Below are 20631 nucleotides of genomic sequence, written 5' to 3' on the forward strand. Positions count from 1 at the left end.
GGGATCGTGCGCGACCTCGTCCACCGAACAGGGCGATGCGCTGCTGCTAACGGGCAAGCGCATCCTTGTAGATAATTCCATCTTTCATGATGATCTTGAGATTGTTGGCGGGGTCGGCAAGAAGGCCGATATTGTCCAGGGGATTTCCGTCGACGAGCAGCAGATCCGCGAGTGCGCCCTGTTCCACGACGCCGAGTTTGCCGGGATAGGGATTCCGCTTGCCCGACAGCGCCAGCAGTTCGGCGTTCGTCGATGTCGCCATGGTCAGCGCCTCGGCGGGCGTGTACCAGCGAGCGAGTGAGGCCAGGATGGCCCCCTGTTGGCGGGCCAGCGCTGCAGAGAACAGGACGTCGGTGCCCCACGCCGTCTTGATCTTGTACTTCTTCGCCAACTCGTAGGATCTGGCTATGCCGGGCCAGACCTCGTCCGCCTTGGCCCGCTGGATCGAGCCCACAGGAAAGCCCAGCCTAAGGTCCTCGGGGAGAGGCTGCATGCTCAGCCAAACACCCTTCTCCGCCATCAGCTTCGCTGTTGCGTCGTCCATCAGGAAGCCGTGTTCGATACACTTCACCCCAGCCGCAATGGCTCCCCGAATCGCAGCAGCCGTAAAGGCATGCGCAGCGACATACGTGCCCCAATTCTCAGCCGCTTCAACGGCGGCGCGTATTTCGGGTTCGGTGAACGTGGTCACGTCGATGGGACTGAAAGGCGACGACACTCCGCCGCCAGCCGTCAACTTGACCTGGGAAGCGCCTTGCATGAGTTGCTCGCGGACACGGACGCGGACCTCGTCGGGGCTGTCCGCAATCATTGCCCCACCGGTCTGTTCCATGCGGGTGAGCATGCCGCCGATCGTCCGCGGCAGGTCGGTAAGCTGGCGGAAGTCCCCATGCCCACTCGTGACGGTAATGACCGCGCCGGACGGATAAATGCGCGGACCCTTGATGATACCTTCGTCGATGGCGCTTTTGAGCCCGAACACCGGCCCGCCCACATCTCGAACGCTGGTAAAGCCGCGCATGAGAGTGTGCGTGGCCTCGTCGCCAGCGACAAGATTGACGTAGCCGACGTCGCCGAGCGACTGTGCCGGCGTGACTCGGATCAACATCGCATGCCAATGGTTGTCGATGAGGCCGGGCATCAGTGTGCGTCCGCCGCCTTCGACAATGCGAATGTCCGCCGGGCTATTCACCGCTATCGGCTGTAGCGAGATTGATTCTATCTTGTTGCCGCGCACCAGGACGTTGGAGGAGGCAGACAGCGTGGCGCTCTTGCCATCGAAGATGCGGACGTTCTGAAAGAGCGTGGCCGCGCCACCTGCCTGAAGCGCTTGCTGCGCCAGGCTCGCTCCACCGAGCCAGGTCGAGAGCACCACCGCGATCGACAGCGAACGGCATGTTCCGCTCATCGACGGTCGAATCCGCTGCGCGCTGTACAATTCATTCAAGAAAGCTCCCGACATCATCGCGCACGGCCCCTCTCGTTGCGTATCGGCTGCGTTCGGTTGAAGCGGCCAGACCTTCGCGATTGCGATGCCGTGCATGGCTCTCGCAGCGACAGACCGATCTCGCGGCCTCGGTCAGAGCGGATCGCCCTGGTTGCGCCTCATGATCTTGAGAACCAGGAAGATCGCGCCGGCAACAAGGAAGGCAACACCGATCGCGGTGACTCCGCTGGACTCGCCGCTCAAGCCGAGCGCCGTCATCAGCAAGCCGAAGAGCAGGAGAAGGATGCCCGCGAGTTTCTTGATCAGGAGGATTGGTCTTTCAGCCGCGATCGCCATCAGCGCACTCCCTTTTTATCGACTCGTTTCCGCTATGCCGTTCTCGCCGCCGGCGGCCGTGCATAGGTCAGCCAGGCTATGCCGAGAGAGATCAGGTCGACGCCGAGCACACATCCGAGCACCCAAAGGCCTGTCATCCGGAATCCACTGGGATAACGAGGCCAGCCAGGATTCCGAATGCGCCGGACAGCAGCATCATCCGAGTGGCTGCGAAGGTCGCGCAGCCCCTCCAACGCGCGGTAAAGAACGAGGCCATCGCTTCCAGCTCACGAGGAGCTACTGTAGCGTGTAGACATTCGCAATGAAACGACAGGTAAACTGACACAACGGAGCTGTCGAAAGGCGTCGCCGAAGCTTGCGGCAGCAGCCAGATGATTTCAGTCCGTAAATTCGTTCCCTCCATCGCACGATCGCCATTGGCGACCGGAAGTCGCGGTGATGCCGCGGGCGGCCATCGACGGCGACCGCGTGCGCCGGATCTGTGTCCGTAACTTCGACTACCGCAGTCGATGCGACTTCACGGTGCGCCACGAGGAGCGCTTGGCAGGTCTGCTTCGGGTCCGGCAACGGGCATCGCCAACGCAGGTGTAATTCAATCGCGCGGGACGTTCAGCCCACCGGCCCCGGTGTCCAGTAGTCCCCTGAAAGCGGGCTAACTCGCACGTCATCGATGACTCCGAGCTCGAGGCTCGGATCGAAATGCCGCATCGTGCGCTCGTTGAAGTCGATGATGCGGCCGGGCCTGAGTGGTCCGACGTCATTGATCTTGACGATGACCTTCTTGCCGACGGCCTCGACGAGGGCATATTTCGGCCTGGCACCGAATTGGACCCCACCGAACTTCCGGCGCAGGCTCGTCTTGATGGCAGCCGACCAGACGGAGGGATCATAACGCTCGCCAGAGGCTGTGCTCGGACCGCCCTCCTCCTTGCCGGGCTTGAACGGATTGTACATGGATGCAGCGCCAACGACCGCATCCCCGGAGGCGGCATCGACGACGGCATTTGAGTGAACCCCACGCGTTTCACTTCGCGCAACGGAAACGGAAACGGCAAGCGCAACCAGGGCGCCGCAAAGTGCGGCGCTCGAGCGGAACAGCATTATATCTCCTGTGATTTTCGATCGTCGATTCCGGGAACCGCAAACAGGCAAGCGAACGCGGCAGCGTTCATGAAGCTTGCACCGTTGTCTTGCGGGTTCGAGCCAAACCCTTGGCCATGGAACCGTTGTGCGAACCGGGGTGGTTCCCACGCAGTGTTTTAAGTTGCCCCCGACTAAGACAGAGATTGCGTCAGCAACATGACTTAACGGACAGTCTAAAGCGCGATGAGATCGGGATGAATTGTCATCGCGCTTTAGGTTGTTGTTTGCGCGTGATCTCCGCGCAAACGCGTTCCGCGTTTGTCGCGAGGGAAAACCGCTTCACACTTTTCCGGATCATGCTTTAGCCCGCCGCCGCCTTCACCGGCGCAACATTGTTGGCGAGCTTGCCGTAGCGATCCGTAAAAGCCCGGGTGTCGATCTCTTCGAGCTTGATCTCGCCGCTCATCACGCCTTGCTTCCAGGCTGCCTGCGCCGGATCGTTCTGGAACTCCGGCATCACCTCGCGGCCGAACAGCTCCAGCGATTCGCAGATATGCTCGTGGCTGTTCTTGCCGGCCTGATTGAGCAGGATCACCTGGTCGATGTGCGAGGACTGGAAGCGCTTCAGCTTCCTGCGGATGGTCTCGGGCGAGCCGATCAGGCCGCCGCGCAACGCCGCCTCCTGGGCTTCCGGGTTGTCGCGCTTCCACTTGTTGTATTCGTCCCACATGTTGACGGTGTAGGGCGCGGGACGCTGGCGGTTCTGCGCGGCGCCGTAGAAGCGCAGCGCGAACTGGAAGAAGGTGGCCCCGTCGGCGCGCGCACGCGCCTCCTCGTCCGTCTTCGCGCACATGAAGAACGAGACCAGCGCCATGTTCGGGTTGATCTCGTAATCGGCCAGCTTGTGCAGCCGCTTGGTCATCGCGTTGTATTAGGCGTGCACCCAGGCGTGCGCGGCGTCGGCGCTGACGAACTGGAAGCCGAGCGCCCCGAAGCCGTGGCGGCCGGCGCGCTCGATGGTCGGCAGCTGCGAGCACGCCATCCACAGCGGCGGATGCGGCTTCTGCACCGGCTTCGGCACGACGTTGCGCAAGGGGATGTCGAAATACTTGCCGTGATGCTCGCTGCCGGCGTCCTTGAACATCGGAAAGATCGCGGCGACGGCCTCCTCGAACACCTCTTTCTTGGTCTCATGTCGCGCCCGAACGGCTCCAGCTCGGTGATGGAGGCGCTCTCGCCCATGCCGAATTCGCAGCGGCCGTTGCTGAGCAGATCGAGCACCGCGACACGTTCGGCGACGCGCGCCGGGTGATTGGTGGTGAGCTGGAGGATGCCGTGGCCGAGCCTGATGTTCTTCGTGCGCTGGCTCGCCGCGGCCAGGAACGATTCCGGCGAGGGCGAATGCGAATATTCTTCGAGGAAGTGATGCTCGACGACCCAGGCGTGGTCGTAGCCGAGACCGTCGGCGAGTTCCATCTGCGAGAGCGCGTTCTGGTAGAGGGCGAGCTCGTCGCCGGCCACCCAGGGCCGCGGCAGCTGCAGCTCGTAGAAGATGCCGAACTTCATGGCGTCGCTCTCCCGCTTCTTGTTGTTGATCGCATCTTAGGGGGTGAGGCGGCGCTGTCTACCGAGCGGCAATTCCGCCGTGCGGGAGAATGATCCCACATCCGTGCGCGGATATCGCACCGCCTCAACGTAGCGCTGCGACATCCGCGCAGGCCGGTAGGTTGATCCAGATCAACGCCGCGACGGCCCGAATGCCTCAAATGTGCAGCAAGGCAACGGCCCGGATGCCGTCCCGATTCCCCACATTCAGATGAGACCGAATATGTCGGCCCCAGACGACGCGACTTCGCGCGTGCGCCGCAAGCGCATGGAGATTTTCGCCTTCCTGTTCCTGACCGCGGTCGTGATGCCCGTCCTCGCGGTCGGAACGGTCGGCTCCTACGGCCTGGGCGTCTGGATCTACCAGATGTTCGCCGGGCCTCCCGGCCCGCCGGCCGCCCCGCATTGATTCCCTTCCAGCGAAAGACAGGCATCATGGCCCAAGCCGCCCACAACAGAGCCACACTCAACCGCCGTGCCTTGATCACCGGCCGGGTGCTCAGCGCCGATCGCATCATCGCGCCGCCAGGCGCCGAGATCGCCAGCATCCTGGTGCAGGCGCGGCCCGAACGTCTCGCCGAGCTCGAAGCCGAGATCACCGCGCTGCCCGGCTGCGAGATCCACGGCCGCGATCCGCGCGGCAAGCTCGTCGTCGTGACCGAAGCGCCCGATGCCGGCAGCCTCGGCACCCTGCTCAACACCATCCAGTCGCTGCCAAACGTCTATTCCGCAGCGCTCGTCTTCCACGCCATCGAAACCGCCTGAGTCAGGAAGAGCCATCATGACATCGCCCAAGCTCGACCGCCGCCAGATGCTGAAGCTCGAGGCAGCCGCGATCGCAGCGGCCGCCGCAGGCATGCCGGTGCCGGCGCTTGCCGCCAATCTCGTCGCCGAACGCCAGGCCACCGAACTGAAATGGGACAAAGCCGCGTGCCGCTTCTGCGGCACCGGCTGCTCGGTGATGGTCGCGACCAAGGACAACCGCGTCGTCGCCACCCATGGCGACATCAAGTCCGAGGTCAATCGCGGCCTCAACTGCGTCAAGGGCTACTTTCTCTCCAAGATCATGTACGGCCACGACCGCCTGACGCAGCCGCTGCTGCGCAAGACGAACGGCAGGTACGACAAAAACGGCGAGTTCACGCCCGTCACCTGGACCGAAGCCTTCGACATCATGGAGCTGAAGTGGAAGGAGGCGATCAAGAAGCGCGGCCCGAACGGCGTCGCCATGTTCGGCTCCGGCCAGTGGACGATCTGGGAAGGCTATGCCGCCTCGAAACTGTTCAAGGCCGGCTTCCGCACCAACAACATCGATCCCAATGCACGGCACTGCATGGCCTCGGCGGTCGCCGGCATGATGCGCACCTTCGGCATCGACGAGCCCCCCGGCTGCTACGACGACATCGAGGCCACCGACGCTTTCGTGCTGTGGGGCTCCAACATGGCGGAGATGCACCCGATCCTGTGGACGCGCCTGGCCGACCGCCGGCTCTCCGCGCCGCATGTCCGCGTCGCCGTGCTCTCGACCTTCGAGCATCGCTCGTTCGACCTCGCCGACATCGGCATGGTGTTCAAGCCGCAGACCGATCTCTACATCCTCAACGCCATCGCCAACCACATCATCAAGACCGGCCGCGTCAACAAGGATTTCGTCGCCGCGCATACCGTGTTCAAGCGCGGCCAGACCGACATCGGCTACGGCCTGCGGCCCGAGCATCCGCTGCAGAAGAAGGCGACCGGCGCAGCGAAGCCCAACGACGCCACCGACATGAGCTATGACGAATTCGTCAAGTTCGTGTCCGAGTACACGCTGGAGAAGGCCGCCGAAATGTCGGGCGTGCCGCTCAACCGTCTCGAAGCGCTCGCCGAGCTCTATGCCGATCCGAAAACAAAAGTGGTCTCGTTCTGGACCATGGGTTTCAACCAGCACACCCGCGGCGTCTGGTGCAACAACCTCGTCTACAACATCCATCTTCTGACCGGGAAGATCTCCGCGCCCGGCAACAGCCCGTTCTCGCTGACCGGCCAGCCTTCGGCCTGCGGCACCGCGCGCGAGGTCGGCACCTTCTCGCACCGCCTGCCCGCCGACATGGTCGTGACCAACAAGGCGCATCGCGATCACGCCGAGCACATCTGGCGGCTGCCCGAAGGCACCATTCCCGACAAACCAGGCGCACATGCCGTGCTGCAAAGCCGGATGCTGAAGGACGGCCTGATCAACGCCTATTGGGTGCAGGTCAACAACAACCTCCAGGCCGGCCCCAACATCAACGAGGAGACCTATCCGGGCTTCCGCAACCCCGACAATTTCATCGTGGTCTCGGACGCCTATCCCTCGGTGACCGCGCTCGCCGCCGATCTGATCCTGCCGACCGCGATGTGGGTGGAGAAGGAAGGCGCCTATGGCAATGCCGAGCGGCGCACCCAGTTCTGGCATCAGCTCGTCTCGGCGCCCGGCGAATCGAAGTCCGATCTCTGGCAGCTGATGGAGTTTTCGAAGCGCTTCAAGATCGAGGAGGTCTGGCCTGAGGAGCTGATCGTCAAGAAGCCCGACGTTCGCGGCAAGACGCTATTCGACGTGCTCTACAGGAACGGCCAGGTCGACAAATTCCCCGTCACCGAGATCGAGCCGGGCTATCTCAACGACGAGTCCAAGGCGTTCGGCTTCTACGTGCACAAGGGCCTGTTCGAGGAATATGCCCAATTCGGCCGCGGCCATGGCCACGACCTCGCGCCGTTCGACACCTATCACCGGGAGCGCGGCCTGCGCTGGCCGGTGGTCAACGGCCAGGAGACGAGGTGGCGTTTCCGCGAGGGCAGCGACCCCTATGTCAAGCAGGGCACCGACGTGCAGTTCTACGGCCATCCCGACGGCAAGGCGCGCATCTTCGCGCTGCCTTACGAGCCGCCGGCGGAATCGCCCGACAGCGAATATCCCTACTGGCTCTCGACCGGCCGCGTGCTGGAGCACTGGCATTCCGGCACCATGACGCGCCGCGTGCCCGAGCTCTACAAGGCCTTCCCCGAGGCCGTCTGCTTCATGCATCCGGACGATGCGCAGGAGGCCAAGCTCCGCCGCGGGGATGAGGTGAAGGTGGTCTCCCGCCGCGGCTTCATCCGCGCCCGCGTCGAGACCCGCGGCCGCGATCGGCCGCCGCGCGGCCTCGTGTTCGTGCCGTGGTTCGACGAATCCAAGCTGATCAACAAGGTGACGCTGGACGCCACCGATCCGATCTCGCTGCAAACCGATTTCAAGAAATGCGCCGTGCGCATCGAGCGGGTGAACATGTCATGATGAAACGATCCGCAATCGCCCTGCTCGCCTTCGCGATCGCAGCGGGCACGAGCTCGCTCACCGCGCAGACGGTGACGTCAGGCCTGCGCGGCCCGACCCCGCTCAACGACGAGGGCCCGGCGCCGCCGATGCTGCCGAACCGCAACACCTCCGAGAGGGAGGTGCGCAACTATCCGGAGCAGCCGCCTGTCATCCCGCACAGTATCGACGGCTACCAGGTCGATCTCAACGGCAACAAATGCCTGTCCTGCCATGCGCGGGCGCGCACGGCCGAGTCGCAGGCGCCGATGGTGTCGATCACGCATTTCATGGACCGCGACGGCCAGTTCCTGGGCTCGGTCTCGCCGCGACGCTTCTTCTGCACGGAATGCCACGTGCCGCAGAACACCGCCAACCCGCCCATCAGCAACGATTTCATCGACATCGACACGCTGCTGTCGCGCGCAAGCCCGGGTGGCCGCCGATGACGACGACCGCTGACGAGCCCGAGGTCAAACGCGGCTTCATCGCGCGGTGCTGGGTTTTCGCCCGCGAGCTCTGGCAGGTGCTGACCCGGCCGAGCTCGGTGTTCGCTCTCGGCACCCTGGTGCTCGCCGGCTTCGTCGCCGGCGTGATCTTCTGGGGCGGCTTCAACACCGCGCTGGAATTGACCAACACCGAGAAGTTCTGCACCGGCTGTCACGAGATGAAGGACAACGTCTACGCCGAGCTGAAGTCGACCATCCACTTCTCCAACCGCTCCGGCGTGCGCGCGACCTGCCCGGACTGCCACGTGCCGCACAACTGGACCGACAAGATCGCACGCAAGATGCAGGCCTCCAAGGAGGTCTGGGGCAAGATCTTCGGCACGATCGACACGAGGGAGAAATTTCAGGATCACCGCCTCGAATTGGCGGCGCACGAATGGGCGCGCTTCAAGGCCAACGATTCGCTGGAATGCCGCAACTGCCACAGCGCCGATTCCATGGACATCACCAAGCAGTCGCCGCGGGCCTCGGTGGCGCACCAGCGCTTCCTGTTCACCAAGGAAAAGACCTGCATCGACTGCCACAAGGGCATCGCCCACCAGCTGCCCGACATGCGCGGCGTGCCGGGGTGGCAGTAGGCGGCGCCTGAGTGAACGCCTCGTCCTTCGAGACGGCTGCTTCGCAGCCTCCTCAGGATGAGGCTGAGCGGCATCTCGCCGGCCGAAACTGCCGCCGCGCACTCCGCCCTCATCCTGAGGGCCCGCCAAAGGCGGGCGTCTCGAAGGATGGCCGCGAGAACAGCCTTGAAATGCGATCGCCCCGCGCTTGAACCCTTGGTGCGAATGGTTAGTTTTGGCGGGTCGCGAATCGCCTCTTTCGCCCCTCCTCAAGACAGAGATGGCCACTTTCACCCCGCATCAGGATGCCGCGCTCAAGGCCGTTGGCGACTGGCTCAAGGCCAAGCCGGGCCGGGGCGGCACGCCGCCGGTATTCCGCCTGTTCGGCTTTGCCGGCACCGGCAAGACCACGCTGGCGCGGCACATCGCCGACGGCGTTGACGGCGAGGTGAAGTTCGCCGCCTTCACCGGCAAGGCCGCGCTGGTGATGCGCAACAAGGGCTGCGACGACGCGTCCACCATCCATTCGCTGATCTACCGCGCCCGCGAATCCGGCGAGGAGCAGCCGAGCTTCGAATTGTGGGACGATGCGCCGGCATCGAAGGCGAAGCTGATCGTGATCGACGAATGCTCGATGGTCGATGCCGAATTGGGGCGCGACCTGATGTCGTTCGACTGTCCTCTCCTCGTGCTCGGCGATCCCGCGCAGCTGCCGCCGATCCAGGGCGGCGGCTTCTTCACCAACACCACACCGGACGCGATGCTGACCGAGGTGCACCGCCAGGCCCAGGACGATCCGATCGTGCGGATGTCGATGGACGTCCGCGAGGGCCGCGAGCTCGACATCGGCCGCTACGGCGAGAGCGAGGTGGTGTCGCGGAAGGAGCTCGACCCCGATCGCGTCATGGGCGCCGACCAGATCCTGGTCGGGCGCAACAACACCCGGCGCGCCTACAACATGCGGGTGCGCCAGCGCCAGAACATCGAGGACGCCTTTCCCGTCGCCGGCGACAAGCTGGTGTGCCTGCGCAACAACCGCAAGAAAGGTCTGTTCAACGGCGGCCTGTGGCGCGTGAAGTCGCGCAACACCTCGCGCTCGAAATCGCGCATTCTCAGCATGCGGCTCTCGCCGGACGAGGATTTCGGCCACAAGGTGACGAAGGTCTCGGTGCGCGCCGACTGCTTCGAGGGCGGCATCGAGCAGATCGGCTGGGAGCAGCGCAAGCCCTATGACGAGTTCGACTACGGCTACGTGCTGACCGTGCACAAGTCGCAGGGCTCGCAATGGGACGATGTCGTGCTGTTCGACGAGAGCTTTGCGTTTCAGGAGTCCAGGGCGCGGTGGCTCTATACCGGCATCACGCGGGCTGCGAAGCGGCTCAGCGTGGTGGTGTAGAACTCGCCAATCTCCGGGTGAGCGGCTTCACCGAGATGCATTCACTGCCCGCTAGGCTTTGCGATGAATCCCTACGAAGACCGCATTGGAGTGGAGCGAATGACGGCGCGTGCAACAAAGCCCGAGCATCCCGAAACCGTTCTCGATAGTCTCGCTGCGAGCCGCCGGGACTTCCTGAAATCGGCGAGCGCGGCAGCCGGTTCGCTCGCGCTGTCGATCACTGCTCCAGGGATTGCCCTTGCGGCGCCGAGCGGACCGGTGCGCATATCGAAGCAACGGCTCAATACGCTGGCCGCGAAGTTCTATGCCGTCTTCAACGAGGGCAACATCCTGCCGGCCGCCTTCCCCGACAAATTTGCCGCGCGCCATGACGTGGAGTTGAGGCGCATCGTCACCTTCACGCGCATCCCCGAAACGGGCGAACGCGTCAAGGTCAGCGGCCTGCTTGCGGTGCCGGCCGGCGCGCGCGGCGCCTTGCCGCTGTTGTCATGGCAGCATGGCACGATCCTGTCGTTCGACCAGGTCCCCTCGAACCTGCTGCGGCTGGAGGACGAGACATACGAGCTGCGCGACAATGTCGATTCGATCGAGACCTTGTTCAACGTGCAGCGCTTCGCCGGCAACGGCTATGCCGTCGTCGCGGCCGACTATGTCGGCAAGGGCCCCTATCGCAATGGTCGGAACGAAGCCTATGCCGTGAAGGGCGCGACCGTACAATGCTGCCTCGACATCCTGAAGGCGGGGCTGCTCGAACTGCGCAAGCTCGGTCTGCGCCAATCATCCCTGTTCCTGAACGGTTGGTCGCAGGGCGCCCTGAACACGCAGTGGCTGAAGCAGGAGATGCAGCGCCGCGGCATCAAGGTGCGGGCGGCTGCGGCAGAAAGTCCGTTCAACAATCTCGCCGAGAGCTTTCACTACTGGGCGAACCCCGCGGCTTTTATTCCGGCCTCGGACAGCTCGTATCCGATGCCGCCAGCCTGGATCACGCCTTGCATGATCGTCCTGCTCGGCAGCTATCGGCGCTATTACGGGCTGAACGGCTTGTTCAAGACGGCGATCAAACCGCAATATCAGGCGTTCGCGGAGACGTACTGGTCCGATTACAGCCTCGAGGGCGAGATCGCGAAGAGCATTCCTCCCGCCGGCGATTTCCTCGTCGATGGCTTCTTCGATCGCTTCACCAGCGATACGAACAGCGCCCTCCAGCGCCGCCTCGGCGCCAACGGCGCGACCTTCTGGGATTATGATTCCCCGACCAGATTCTACTACGGGCTGGCCGACGAGGCTTTGCATCCACGCCTGGTGCGGCCCGCAATCGCCGCCGGCGGACATTTCGCGGAGGGCGTTCCGGTCAAGGGCGCAAGCCATCGCAGCACGTTCCTGTCGAGCCTCTATGGCGAGGCGGACGTCCTGAACGGACAGTCGACGGCGTTCGACTGGTTCAATTCGCTGGCGTGAGCGGGCGAGCGCGCCGTCACGATCTCGTGTCCGCCCGGACGTAACAATCGGCGGCTGCGTCCGTATCTCGGATGGTACGAAAACGCGGCCGGGCAGGCTGTTCGCCTGGTCCCGGCCGCCCTAGACTGTCAGCCCTTCCGAAAGAGGATTGCCATGCGCCGAACCGCCATCGCCTCCCTGCTCGCCGCCACCACCGCCCTGACGCTGGCTTTCACGATGCCGTCCCGGGCCGCGGAGGAGGCGGCCGTGATCCCCGCCCCCGCGCTGGACGCGGCGCCCGCGAGCGGCATCCAGACCGCCGTGGTCGCCGGCGGCTGCTTCTGGGGCGTGCAGGGCGTCTTCCAGCACACCGCGGGCGTCGTCAACGCGGTCTCCGGCTATGCCGGCGGCACCAAGGCGACCGCCGACTACCAGACCGTCTCGAGCGGCCGCACCGGCCACGCGGAATCGGTCGAGATCAAGTACGACCCGAAGAAGATCTCCTACGGCAAGATCCTGCAGATCTATTTCTCGGTGGTGCACGACCCGACCCAGCTCAATCGCCAGGGCCCCGACGTCGGCCCGCAATATCGCTCGGCGATCTTCACCACGTCCGACGAGCAGAAGAAGGTGGCGGAGGCCTATATCGCCCAGCTCAACAGTGCGAAGGTCTTCAACAAGCCGATCGTGACCAAGGTCGGCGCGCTGGAGGCATTCTATCCGGCGGAGGCCTATCACCAGGATTATCTGACGCTGCACCCGAACCAGCCCTACATCGCCTATAACGACATCCCGAAGGTCGAGAACCTGAAAAAGCTGTTCGCGGATAACTACATTGAAAAGCCGACGCTGGTGAACGCCAGCAAAGCCACCAACTGATCGAGATCATTGAAGAAACGGGAAACCCATGCCCGACACCAAGACGAAGATCACGGACGACAAGGTCATCAAGAGCGAAGAGCAGTGGCGGCGCGAATTGACGCCGATGCAGTACGCCGTGCTGCGCGAAAAGGCGACCGAGCGACCCTTCTCGGGCGAATATGAGCACGACGAGCGCGCCGGCACTTATGTCTGCGCCGGCTGCGGCAATGTGCTGTTCGCGTCCGACGCCAAGTTCGATTCCGGCTGCGGCTGGCCGAGCTTCACCCAGCCCGCGGTCGAGAGCCATATCGACGAGGAGCGGGATACGAGTCACGGCATGGTCCGCACCGAGGTGCTCTGCGCCAAATGCAGCGGCCATCTCGGCCATGTCTTCCCCGACGGACCCGGGCCGACCGGCTTGCGCTATTGCATCAATTCCGCGGCGCTGAAGCTCGAGCCCAAATAAGCTTGCGCGCCGCCGGGTTCCCCGGTGGAACCCGGTGGTGTGATGTGCTTTTCTCCCTTGGCGGTGCGGCCGATCAGCGCATTCGGCGACCGCCAGGGAGGATGCCATGACACTTGGGACCATCCTGATCATCCTGGTGATCATCTATCTGCTCGGCGGCCTGTCCGGCCGGTTCGGCGGCTACGGCTATGGTCTGGGCCATTCCGGCATGGGCATCGGCGGGGTCGTGCTGGTGGTGCTGATCGTGCTGCTGCTTCTTGGCAAGATGTAAACCAGCTAAGTTGTTGAAATGATTTAGTTTATTTCGCCAGCGGAGCTGCCATGCGTGGATTCATCATCTCGCGTCGCAGGGGTCGCATTTCTGTCAAATCGGCCTATATTAGTGGACGAGAATGACATGCGGCGGGCCCGCCTGGCGGCTCCTGCCCTCCCCAACCCCACGCGCTTAAAGCCCCAGAGAAGATCACGAGGTCTTTGACCATGCGTCCACTGCGTCCGTTCAACTTCAACACCTCCGCCGAACTCTTTCCCGCCGCGATCCGCAAGAAGAAGCGTGCAGGCTTCACCTATCGCCGGTTCGGCACCGCGGCCGAGGCCGTGCAGTTCGCGATGGAGCAGTTGCCGACGGATTCTCTGAACGGCGCCTATCTCCAGGTCGAGGAAGCCCGCTTCGACCAGAACGGCATCCGCTCGCTGTACGAGAGCGAAGCCTTCCCGCTGCCCCGTCGGCCGAAGCCCGCGCCGGCCGCCGAGACCGACGCCGACGCGGCGTAAGCTTTTCGCTGAGCCTTACGATGTGCGCAGAAAGCGCGATGGCCGAAAGGTCGTCGCGCTTTTTGCGTTTTTTAGTTCTCCCAGGTGCACCGAGCCTGACGCTCGACTGTCATAATCCTTCACGCCTCACATCCGCGGCTGCTTCTCCAGCCAGCGGCGGAGCAGGCGGACGTTGCGCATGTTGGCGCGGAACATGACGTCGAAGGCGTCGCCCGCGAACGGGACCAGGCCGACCACGCCGTCGACCGCGACATTGCCGAGCATGCGCGCCGTGATGTGCCAGGGCGCGCCCAGCGCGCGGGCCTCGCGCACCAGCCACAGCGAGATCGCGGTCGTGATGATGTCGCCGACGACCGGGATCAGGCCGATGAGCCCGTCGATGCCGTAGCGGATATTGGTGCCGGGCAGGATGAAGGCGACGTCGAGCAACTTCGCGATCGCCTCGAGCCGCGCGATCCGCTGCTCGCGCGTCAGGTTGCCGAACGGACTCGCCTGCCCGAACTCGAAGCGAAACTCGCGAAATCCCTGCTCCAGGCTCTCGGGCCTGATCTCGTGGCCTTCCTGGTCGATGATCGGCCCGCGCGCCTCCTTGCCGGAAAAGGGCGCACGCGAGCTGCTCCCCGTACGGGATCTGCGAGGAGCAAGGATGTCGTCGTCAGACATGGTCATGGTCTCTGGGCAACGCGCCGCGGCGGCGGAGGTTGCTGCCGCGATCGAATGCCGCGCGTCAGGTCGGCGCCGCCGCTGCCTGCGGCTCCTCGACATAGCGATGCACGAGCCAGGAGGAGATCGCCGCCGGCACGAATCCGACGAGGCCATACAGGATGAACTGCACCGCGCCCGAATCCGGCCCGCGCGAGCTGTAGGTGAGCGACGCCAGGACGAAGGCGAACAGGCCGACCAGAAGCATCCGCAGGCCCGGACCGATCCGGCGGATATGGATCAGGATGTCGTCGACCGCGCCGATCATCAGCGCGGGCAGGAAGCCGAACAGATAGCTGTATTGCAGGGTCTTGAAGAACACCGCGAACAGCTTGCCGACCTCGCCGAGGCTGGTCTGGGCCCAATAGCCGGACTGGTAGGTCGTCGTCAGCAGCAGCAGGAACCCGCCCACGAACGGGCCGACCAGCGCAAACACCAGATAGCGTTTCATCAAATACCCTCACCTTCGCCAATATTATAGCAGCGCAGCGGGAACCTTGAACAGCGGGGCGCCGGGCCCCCACCGGATGGGAACAAGTGGCAAGGCGACGAGTTCATGCTGGACCTGAACTTGACCCTGGCAGATTGGAGCCACCGATGTCCCCTCAACTCGTTCTGGCGACAATCATGCTGGCGGCCCTGGGCGGCCTCTCGAGTGTCCCCGCCTTTGCCCAAGGCCATATGGGCACGCCGCAGGAGCAGAAGGCCTGCTCGCGGGATGCATCGCGCTTCTGCCGCAAGGAGCTCGGCAACGACATGGCCGTGCAGAGCTGCCTGCAGGCCAACCGCGCCAAGCTGTCGCGCGCTTGCAGCAAGGTCTTTCAGAGCCACGGCATGTGAGGATCGGAACCCATCCCGCGAACGGAGAGTGATGCCATGTTGCGCGACGAACAACTCTCGATCCTGCGGGACATCAGCCAATCCGTTGCCTTTGCCGACGAGCGGCAGGGCAAGGTCGGGCAACTGATCGCCGACGGCTACGTGATGAAGGACGGTGATCTGTTCGAGCTCACGGCGAAGGGCGTCACCGCCGTCGAGGAACACGCTGCCGCTCTCGGCGTGAGCGATGCGGAACAAGCGGGCGCACCCTCCGATCGGCTGATCTGATCGCGCGCGACGTGACTCGCGCGCAACAATTGCGAATTCCTTTGCGCCGGCCATTGCAGGCTCGTGACAATGGCGCATACTTCGCTCGGGCGGCGCAGCACTTTCGATTCGAGCATCAAGAGATCGAGCGACCACATGCGGGACCAGAGTTCCCGACGTGAAGGCTGTGACGTACGGCAGATCAAGCCGCGTGCGGCGCCCCAAAACCAAGTGGCTCAAGCCCTAGGGAAATCGGGGACCCATTCGCATGACACGCCATCAGACGATCGTTTCGCTGTTCGCTTTCGCCGTCACCAGTCTCGCACTCCAGACATCACCTGGCCTCGCCTTCACGCAAGAAGCGCAGCAGATGTGCTCGGGCGACGCGATGCGGCTGTGCTCCAGTGAGATCCCGGACATTCCACGGATCACCGCCTGCATGGTGAGGAACAAGTCGCAGGTCAGCCCCGGCTGCCGCGCCGTGATGGACCGCGAGCACGCCGCCGCCGCGGCATCGCGCAAGCGCGAAGCGGCGGCGCGGTAGTCATTCATACCGAATGACGGCAGCGCCTCAATCGCCCCACTGGGCGAAGGCGTCGTTGAAGGCGCGCTCGCCGGGGGCGCCCTTCTCGATGGCGATGATGGCGCGGCGCTGGTTGGCGTAGACCAGGGGCACGTCGAACCAGGAGCGCTCCTTCAGGAGCTGGACGTTGCGGGCGCGGTCGGCATCGACATTGGAGAGGCCGACCAGGAAGAAGCCGTCGGTGACCTTGACCGCGAGGCCGGCGAGCGGCGTGCCGCGCGCCTGCTCGTTCGACTTCATCAGGATGCCGGGCACGTTGGAGACACTGCCACCCGGAAAATCCGGCGGCAGGATGAAGGTCAATTCCGCGGTGTGGCTCGCCGGCAACGAGGAGTCGGTGTTGCGGCGGAACGACATCGTCATCTTGAACTTGCGGTCGGGGATCTCGATGTCGGCGCGCACGGCGACGTCGGCCTTCTGGTTGCCCGAGGCCTTGATCGGCTCGAGCCGCCACACCACCGAGCCGACATATTGCTTGCCCTTCGGGTCGGACGGATCCTCGTCATAGAGCACGACCTTCTGCGCCACCGGCGCGACAGGCTGGTCGCTGGCCGAGGGCTGGCCGACGCGATCCGGGATCTTCGGCTTGCTCTGCGGCTGCGCCGGGCTCGGCGTCTCCACGACCTGAGTCGCGGACGGTTTGAGAAAGCCGTTGACGATCTGAACGGCCTGCTTGCCCCAGAGGATGCCGGCGCCGACCAGGATCAGCACGATGCCGACGGCGATCGCGCTCTTGAACGGAAATGCCGAGCCGGTGCGGACGCGCTTCTTGGCCTCGCGCTCGGGCGCGGCGCGCGGACGCGGCGACGGCGGCGCGTAGCGCTCGGCGTCCTCGATCGCTTCGTCGTAGGAATAGGGCGCCTCGGACTCGCCGGCGCGGTTCTCCAGGCTCGGCTCCAGCCGGTCGAATTCCGGCGAGGGCGAGGGCACGTTGGCATAGGTGCGGCGCGCGGCGCGGCTGGCCTGCGCGGCAGCGCCGCCGAGATCGTTGGCATCGGCCGTGATGTCGCGGAAGCCGCGCACGCCCGGTGCCGGCGGCGGGGGTCCGACGTCGGGCGGACGGCGCGCACCGGCGCGATCGCGCCCGGCGGGCGGCGGCTCCGGCGGCGGCGGGACGGACGGTCCCGGCGGGCGCGGGGCGTCGAAACGGGGAGCGCGCGGCGGACGCGGGGCGTCGCCCTGCTCATCGACGCTGATTGACGGACGATCGGCCCGCGGCGGCGTCGGGGCCGGTCGCGTGCGCGGCGGGGCCGGCTGAGATGCGGGAGCGTTGGCTTCGGCGGCGCGGGTGCTGGCCCTGCGAAAAGCATCGCCGCTGCTGCTGGAGCGGGCGCCGCCACCGGGGCGCGAGGCCTCGCGGGCGCGCTGAGCAGCCTCCGATTCGACCTTGCGAACGGCCTCTTCCAGCGACAGCCGTTCGCGCGTGATCTCGGATTCGGAAAGCGGCGGCTGCACGCTCCGCAGCTGCGCGATCAGGGCCGTGCGCGCCCTCTCATAGAGCGCGCGACGGCTTTCGCCGGGAGCGTTGGGGTCCAAGGCGGCAATAGCGCGGGCGATCAGCGGATAGTAATCAGCCATTTCTACTCAACTATGCGCGCGTCCCGGTAAGATATCGTTAAGCCTCAAACGGATTTTGCACGAGGATAGTATCTTCGCGTTCGGGGCTGGTGGAAAGCAGCGCGACCGGGCACCCGACCAATTCCTCAATCCGCCGGACATATTTGATGGCCTGGGCGGGCAGGTCGGCCCAGGACCGCGCGCTCGCGGTCGGCTCCTTCCAGCCCTCGATGGTCTCGTAGATCGGCTCGACCCGGGCCTGGGCGCCCTCGCCGGCCGGGAAATGGTCGATCTCCTTGCCGTCGAGCCTGTAGCCGGTGCAGACCTCGATCGAATCGAAGCCGTCGAGGATGTCGAGCTTGGTCAGCGCGAGGCCATTGATGCCGCAGGTCCGGACCGCCTGGCGGACCAGCACGGCGTCGAACCAGCCGCAGCGGCGGGGACGGCCGGTATTGGTCCCGAACTCGCGGCCGCGCTCGCCGATCTTGCGGCCGATCTCGTTGTCCTGCTCGGTCGGGAACGGGCCCTGCCCGACGCGGGTCGTGTAGGCCTTGCACAGGCCGAGCACGTAGCCGACCGCGCCCGGCCCGAGGCCGGCACCGGTCGCGGCCTGCGCCGCCACCGTGTTGGACGAGGTGACGTAGGGATAGGTGCCGTGGTCGACGTCGAGCAGCGCGCCTTGTGCGCCCTCGAACAGCATGCGCTTGCCTTCGCGCCGCTTGATGTCGAGCAGCCGCCACACCGTCTCGGCATAGGGCAGCAGCTGCGGCGCCATCGCCATCAGCTCTTTCAGGATCACCGCACTGTCGAATTCCGGCAGGTTGAGGCCGCGGCGCAGCGCGTTGTGGTGCGCCAGCAGGCGGTCGATCTTGTGCGGCAGCGTCTGATGGTCGGCGAGGTCCATCAGGCGGATGGCGCGGCGGCCGACCTTGTCCTCATAGGCCGGCCCGATGCCGCGGCGGGTGGTGCCGATCGCGGTCGCGGCGCTGGCGGATTCGCGGTGCGCATCGAGCTCGCGGTGCAGCGGCAGGATCAGCGTGACATTCTCGGCGACGCGCAGATTGTCCGGAGAAATCGCAACGCCCTGCGCCCTGAGCTTGGTGACCTCGTCGAGGAAGGCGGAGGGATCGAACACCACGCCGTTGCCGATCACCGACAGCTTGCCCTCGCGCAGCACGCCGGAGGGCAGCAGCGCGAGCTTGTAGGTCTTGCCGTTGATCACCAGCGTGTGGCCGGCGTTATGACCGCCCTGGAAGCGGACGACGATATCCGCCTGCTCCGACAACCAGTCGACGATCTTGCCCTTCCCTTCGTCGCCCCACTGGGCGCCGACGACGACAACATTGGCCATGCGCGGGTAATCCTTCGAAGATTTCTCTGTAAGTGGCATGATCCGAACGGAAAACCGGGATCCACTTTTCCGGGATCATGCCTGCGCCCAGCCCAATTCCCGGCCGAGGCCGTTCGCACGCGAGGCAGCCCAACCGGATAAAGGAAGCAGCCCCTCTAGGCAAGCAAGAACGGGGCTTTTTTCAGGCTCAACGCGCGCTCCAAGCCTTTGATATCCCCCGAAAATCCAGAAACCTTCCGGGCCGGCGCGATGGCTTCGACCAAAGCGTGAGAGGCCGCCTTCGCCGCTGCATGGTCGCGATGCGTCCGCCCCCCATTGATGCAACCTCGATTTCCGTGTCTTTGGACAGCGCCGGGTGATCAGCCGGCCCGGGTCTCGCCGGGCCGGAGGCTTCGGCGTACTCCACGCGGGGCCCCAACAGCCACATGTCCGCCACCGGCCACACCACGAGCGCGGAAACATCCGGACACAGCTGGATCGCCAACCAGCCTTATCTGCTGCTCAGCATTACCGCGCTGTGCTGGGCCGGCAACGCCATCGTCGGACGGCTCGCCGCCGGACACATCCCGCCGGTCACGCTGTCGTTCCTGCGCTGGTTCTTCGCCTTCCTGCTGGTGCTGCCGTTTGCCTTCAAGCACCTCGTGCAGGACTGGCCGGCGATCCGCGGCAAGCTCGGCCTGATGGTCACGCTCTCGGTCACCGGCATCGGTGCCTTCAACACGCTGCAATATTGGGCGCTGGAGCATACCCAGGCGCTCAATACGCTGCTGCTGCAATCGGCCGCGCCGCTGCTCGTGGCGCTGTGGTCGCTGGTCATTCTCGGCATACGCCTCACCGCGGCGCAGGCCTTCGGTGTGCTGCTGTCGATGTGCGGCGTGCTGACCATCCTGCTGCACGGCGATTTCACCACGCTGTCGAACATCGACTTCAACAAGGGCGACCTGATCTTCCTCCTCGCTCTCCTGATCTTCGCGCTCTATTCGGTGCTGTCCCTGAAGCGGCCGCCGATGCACGGCCTCTCCTTCCTCGCCTTCACCTTCGGCTGCGGCGCCGCCTGTCTCATTCCGCTGGAGATCTGGGAACTGTCCGCACGCCCGGTGATGAAGCTCGACGGGCCGAACCTGCTGACGCTGTTCTACGTCGCCGTTTTCCCCTCCGCGCTCGCCTATCTCTGCTTCAATCGCGGCGTGCGCCTGATCGGCGCCAACCGAACCGCACCGTTCTTCCACGTCGTGCCGGTGTTCGGCTCGATCATGGCGATGGTGTTTCTGGGCGAACACCCGCAGGCGTTCCACTTCATCGGCTTCGCCCTGGTGCTGGCGGGCGTGTTCGCAGCGTCAAGGAAGCAGGCGACGTAGCCGCAAGCTGTCAGAGCGCACCGCTGTCCGCTTCATCCTCCCCTGAAGGGGGAGGGTCGGCTCACATTGAGCGAAGCGAAATGTGAGACGGGGTGGGGTGACAGTCTCTCCGCGGACGCGCTGCCCGAGTGGAGAGATCACCCCACCCCGCTCCGCATTGCGCTTCGCTTCATGCGCAGCGACCCTCCCCCTCCAGGGGAGGGTAAGCAA

23 protein-coding genes and 1 pseudogene are annotated in these 20631 nt (G+C 64.8%); 15 read left to right on the plus strand and 9 right to left on the minus strand.

Annotated features, from left to right (window positions below; all coding sequences use genetic code 11):
* Positions 1-46: 46 nt before the first annotated feature.
* The 5 genes and pseudogenes from XH96_RS34205 to XH96_RS40000 form a co-directional block, all read right to left on the minus strand.
* Positions 47-1408, minus strand: a complete 1362-nt coding sequence (locus XH96_RS34205; RefSeq protein WP_194394378.1) for an amidohydrolase family protein — start codon at positions 1406-1408, stop codon at positions 47-49.
* A gap of 171 nt (positions 1409-1579) precedes the next feature.
* Positions 1580-1783, minus strand: a complete 204-nt coding sequence (locus tag XH96_RS34210) for a hypothetical protein (RefSeq protein WP_194389748.1) — start codon at positions 1781-1783, stop codon at positions 1580-1582.
* 609 nt (positions 1784-2392) lie between these two features.
* Positions 2393-2884: a septal ring lytic transglycosylase RlpA family protein gene (locus XH96_RS34215; protein ID WP_194389749.1), complete on the minus strand. Its 492-nt coding sequence runs from the start codon at positions 2882-2884 to the stop codon at positions 2393-2395.
* Positions 2885-3227: 343 nt separating this feature from the next.
* Positions 3228-3788 carry a hypothetical protein gene (locus XH96_RS39570; RefSeq protein ID WP_246789873.1) on the minus strand — a complete coding sequence of 187 codons (561 nt, stop codon included), beginning with the start codon at positions 3786-3788 and terminating at the stop codon, positions 3228-3230.
* A gap of 9 nt (positions 3789-3797) precedes the next feature.
* Positions 3798-4432, minus strand: a pseudogene (locus XH96_RS40000) (LLM class flavin-dependent oxidoreductase).
* A 262-nt stretch (positions 4433-4694) separates the two neighbouring features.
* Here XH96_RS40000 and napE point away from each other — a divergent pair.
* From napE to XH96_RS34275, 11 genes are all read left to right on the plus strand, one after another.
* On the plus strand, positions 4695-4880 hold the full coding sequence (gene napE / locus XH96_RS34225; RefSeq protein ID WP_194389750.1) for a periplasmic nitrate reductase, NapE protein: 186 nt from the start codon (positions 4695-4697) through the stop codon (positions 4878-4880).
* Between the two features lie 26 nt (positions 4881-4906).
* Positions 4907-5236: a chaperone NapD gene (locus tag XH96_RS34230; protein WP_194389751.1), complete on the plus strand. Its 330-nt coding sequence runs from the start codon at positions 4907-4909 to the stop codon at positions 5234-5236.
* Between the two features lie 16 nt (positions 5237-5252).
* Positions 5253-7766, plus strand: a complete 2514-nt coding sequence (gene napA / locus XH96_RS34235) for a nitrate reductase catalytic subunit NapA (protein WP_194389752.1) — start codon at positions 5253-5255, stop codon at positions 7764-7766.
* A complete protein-coding gene (locus XH96_RS34240) occupies positions 7763-8233 on the plus strand; it encodes a nitrate reductase cytochrome c-type subunit (protein WP_194389753.1) in 471 nt (156 codons plus the stop codon). Before napA ends, XH96_RS34240 begins: the two co-directional genes overlap by 4 nt.
* The gene (locus XH96_RS34245) at positions 8230-8871 is read left to right on the plus strand and encodes a NapC/NirT family cytochrome c (RefSeq protein WP_210337824.1); all 642 of its coding nucleotides are present in this window, start codon (positions 8230-8232) and stop codon (positions 8869-8871) included. The genes XH96_RS34240 and XH96_RS34245 overlap by 4 nt, the downstream gene beginning before the upstream one ends.
* A gap of 259 nt (positions 8872-9130) precedes the next feature.
* Positions 9131-10246: an ATP-dependent RecD-like DNA helicase gene (locus XH96_RS34250; protein ID WP_194389754.1), complete on the plus strand. Its 1116-nt coding sequence runs from the start codon at positions 9131-9133 to the stop codon at positions 10244-10246.
* A 99-nt stretch (positions 10247-10345) separates the two neighbouring features.
* Positions 10346-11704, plus strand: coding sequence for a S9 family peptidase (locus XH96_RS34255; protein WP_246789875.1), 1359 nt, complete (start codon positions 10346-10348; stop codon positions 11702-11704).
* Positions 11705-11857: 153 nt separating this feature from the next.
* Entirely contained in the window at positions 11858-12562 is a 705-nt protein-coding gene (msrA, locus tag XH96_RS34260; RefSeq protein WP_194389756.1) for a peptide-methionine (S)-S-oxide reductase MsrA, read from the plus strand.
* 28 nt (positions 12563-12590) lie between these two features.
* Positions 12591-13010, plus strand: coding sequence for a peptide-methionine (R)-S-oxide reductase MsrB (gene msrB, locus XH96_RS34265; RefSeq protein WP_194389757.1), 420 nt, complete (start codon positions 12591-12593; stop codon positions 13008-13010).
* Positions 13011-13116: 106 nt separating this feature from the next.
* Complete coding sequence (locus tag XH96_RS34270) at positions 13117-13281, plus strand: DUF3309 family protein (RefSeq protein WP_035677634.1); 165 nt, start codon at positions 13117-13119, stop codon at positions 13279-13281.
* Positions 13282-13490: 209 nt separating this feature from the next.
* Positions 13491-13784: a hypothetical protein gene (locus XH96_RS34275; RefSeq protein ID WP_027560969.1), complete on the plus strand. Its 294-nt coding sequence runs from the start codon at positions 13491-13493 to the stop codon at positions 13782-13784.
* 126 nt (positions 13785-13910) lie between these two features.
* Here the strand turns inward: XH96_RS34275 and XH96_RS34280 are convergent, their stop codons facing one another.
* Together XH96_RS34280 and XH96_RS34285 are read right to left on the minus strand one after the other, a co-directional pair.
* Positions 13911-14453: a DUF4112 domain-containing protein gene (locus XH96_RS34280; RefSeq protein ID WP_194389758.1), complete on the minus strand. Its 543-nt coding sequence runs from the start codon at positions 14451-14453 to the stop codon at positions 13911-13913.
* A gap of 58 nt (positions 14454-14511) precedes the next feature.
* Positions 14512-14937 carry a DUF5413 family protein gene (locus tag XH96_RS34285; RefSeq protein WP_061880775.1) on the minus strand — a complete coding sequence of 142 codons (426 nt, stop codon included), beginning with the start codon at positions 14935-14937 and terminating at the stop codon, positions 14512-14514.
* A 176-nt stretch (positions 14938-15113) separates the two neighbouring features.
* On the opposite strand from XH96_RS34285, the gene XH96_RS34290 reads away from it, so the two are divergent.
* The 3 genes from XH96_RS34290 (at position 15114) to XH96_RS34300 (ending at position 16116) form a co-directional block, all read left to right on the plus strand.
* Positions 15114-15326, plus strand: a complete 213-nt coding sequence (locus tag XH96_RS34290; protein WP_371740192.1) for a hypothetical protein — start codon at positions 15114-15116, stop codon at positions 15324-15326.
* A 36-nt stretch (positions 15327-15362) separates the two neighbouring features.
* Positions 15363-15593 (plus strand): hypothetical protein, encoded by a 231-nt coding sequence (locus XH96_RS34295; protein ID WP_194389760.1) that lies wholly within the window; start codon positions 15363-15365, stop codon positions 15591-15593.
* Positions 15594-15840: 247 nt separating this feature from the next.
* Positions 15841-16116, plus strand: coding sequence for a hypothetical protein (locus XH96_RS34300; protein WP_246789876.1), 276 nt, complete (start codon positions 15841-15843; stop codon positions 16114-16116).
* Between the two features lie 27 nt (positions 16117-16143).
* Here XH96_RS34300 and XH96_RS34305 read toward each other — a convergent pair whose 3' ends face one another.
* Positions 16144-17733 (minus strand): hypothetical protein, encoded by a 1590-nt coding sequence (locus XH96_RS34305; RefSeq protein ID WP_194389761.1) that lies wholly within the window; start codon positions 17731-17733, stop codon positions 16144-16146.
* A 37-nt stretch (positions 17734-17770) separates the two neighbouring features.
* Positions 17771-19063 carry an adenylosuccinate synthase gene (locus tag XH96_RS34310; protein WP_194389762.1) on the minus strand — a complete coding sequence of 431 codons (1293 nt, stop codon included), beginning with the start codon at positions 19061-19063 and terminating at the stop codon, positions 17771-17773.
* Positions 19064-19488: 425 nt separating this feature from the next.
* Between XH96_RS34310 and XH96_RS34315 the strand changes: the two genes are divergently transcribed.
* Positions 19489-20421, plus strand: coding sequence for a DMT family transporter (locus tag XH96_RS34315; protein ID WP_194389763.1), 933 nt, complete (start codon positions 19489-19491; stop codon positions 20419-20421).
* Positions 20422-20631 lie beyond the last annotated feature (210 nt).

It is taken from the genome of Bradyrhizobium sp. CCBAU 51765 (assembly GCF_015291725.1).
Lineage (GTDB): Bacteria > Pseudomonadota > Alphaproteobacteria > Rhizobiales > Xanthobacteraceae > Bradyrhizobium > Bradyrhizobium liaoningense.

Coding starts and splice junctions, on each gene's coding strand:
- XH96_RS34205 (WP_194394378.1), bottom strand. CDS start 1,408: ATGAGCGGAACATGCCGTTCGCTGTCGATCGCGGTGGTGCTCTCGACC.
- XH96_RS34210 (WP_194389748.1), bottom strand. CDS start 1,783: ATGGCGATCGCGGCTGAAAGACCAATCCTCCTGATCAAGAAACTCGCG.
- XH96_RS34215 (WP_194389749.1), bottom strand. CDS start 2,884: ATGCTGTTCCGCTCGAGCGCCGCACTTTGCGGCGCCCTGGTTGCGCTT.
- XH96_RS39570 (WP_246789873.1), bottom strand. CDS start 3,788: ATGACCAAGCGGCTGCACAAGCTGGCCGATTACGAGATCAACCCGAAC.
- napE (WP_194389750.1), top strand. CDS start 4,695: ATGTCGGCCCCAGACGACGCGACTTCGCGCGTGCGCCGCAAGCGCATG.
- XH96_RS34230 (WP_194389751.1), top strand. CDS start 4,907: ATGGCCCAAGCCGCCCACAACAGAGCCACACTCAACCGCCGTGCCTTG.
- napA (WP_194389752.1), top strand. CDS start 5,253: ATGACATCGCCCAAGCTCGACCGCCGCCAGATGCTGAAGCTCGAGGCA.
- XH96_RS34240 (WP_194389753.1), top strand. CDS start 7,763: ATGATGAAACGATCCGCAATCGCCCTGCTCGCCTTCGCGATCGCAGCG.
- XH96_RS34245 (WP_210337824.1), top strand. CDS start 8,230: ATGACGACGACCGCTGACGAGCCCGAGGTCAAACGCGGCTTCATCGCG.
- XH96_RS34250 (WP_194389754.1), top strand. CDS start 9,131: ATGGCCACTTTCACCCCGCATCAGGATGCCGCGCTCAAGGCCGTTGGC.
- XH96_RS34255 (WP_246789875.1), top strand. CDS start 10,346: ATGACGGCGCGTGCAACAAAGCCCGAGCATCCCGAAACCGTTCTCGAT.
- msrA (WP_194389756.1), top strand. CDS start 11,858: ATGCGCCGAACCGCCATCGCCTCCCTGCTCGCCGCCACCACCGCCCTG.
- msrB (WP_194389757.1), top strand. CDS start 12,591: ATGCCCGACACCAAGACGAAGATCACGGACGACAAGGTCATCAAGAGC.
- XH96_RS34270 (WP_035677634.1), top strand. CDS start 13,117: ATGACACTTGGGACCATCCTGATCATCCTGGTGATCATCTATCTGCTC.
- XH96_RS34275 (WP_027560969.1), top strand. CDS start 13,491: ATGCGTCCACTGCGTCCGTTCAACTTCAACACCTCCGCCGAACTCTTT.
- XH96_RS34280 (WP_194389758.1), bottom strand. CDS start 14,453: ATGACCATGTCTGACGACGACATCCTTGCTCCTCGCAGATCCCGTACG.
- XH96_RS34285 (WP_061880775.1), bottom strand. CDS start 14,937: ATGAAACGCTATCTGGTGTTTGCGCTGGTCGGCCCGTTCGTGGGCGGG.
- XH96_RS34290 (WP_371740192.1), top strand. CDS start 15,114: ATGCTGGCGGCCCTGGGCGGCCTCTCGAGTGTCCCCGCCTTTGCCCAA.
- XH96_RS34295 (WP_194389760.1), top strand. CDS start 15,363: ATGTTGCGCGACGAACAACTCTCGATCCTGCGGGACATCAGCCAATCC.
- XH96_RS34300 (WP_246789876.1), top strand. CDS start 15,841: ATGACACGCCATCAGACGATCGTTTCGCTGTTCGCTTTCGCCGTCACC.
- XH96_RS34305 (WP_194389761.1), bottom strand. CDS start 17,733: ATGGCTGATTACTATCCGCTGATCGCCCGCGCTATTGCCGCCTTGGAC.
- XH96_RS34310 (WP_194389762.1), bottom strand. CDS start 19,063: ATGGCCAATGTTGTCGTCGTCGGCGCCCAGTGGGGCGACGAAGGGAAG.
- XH96_RS34315 (WP_194389763.1), top strand. CDS start 19,489: ATGTCCGCCACCGGCCACACCACGAGCGCGGAAACATCCGGACACAGC.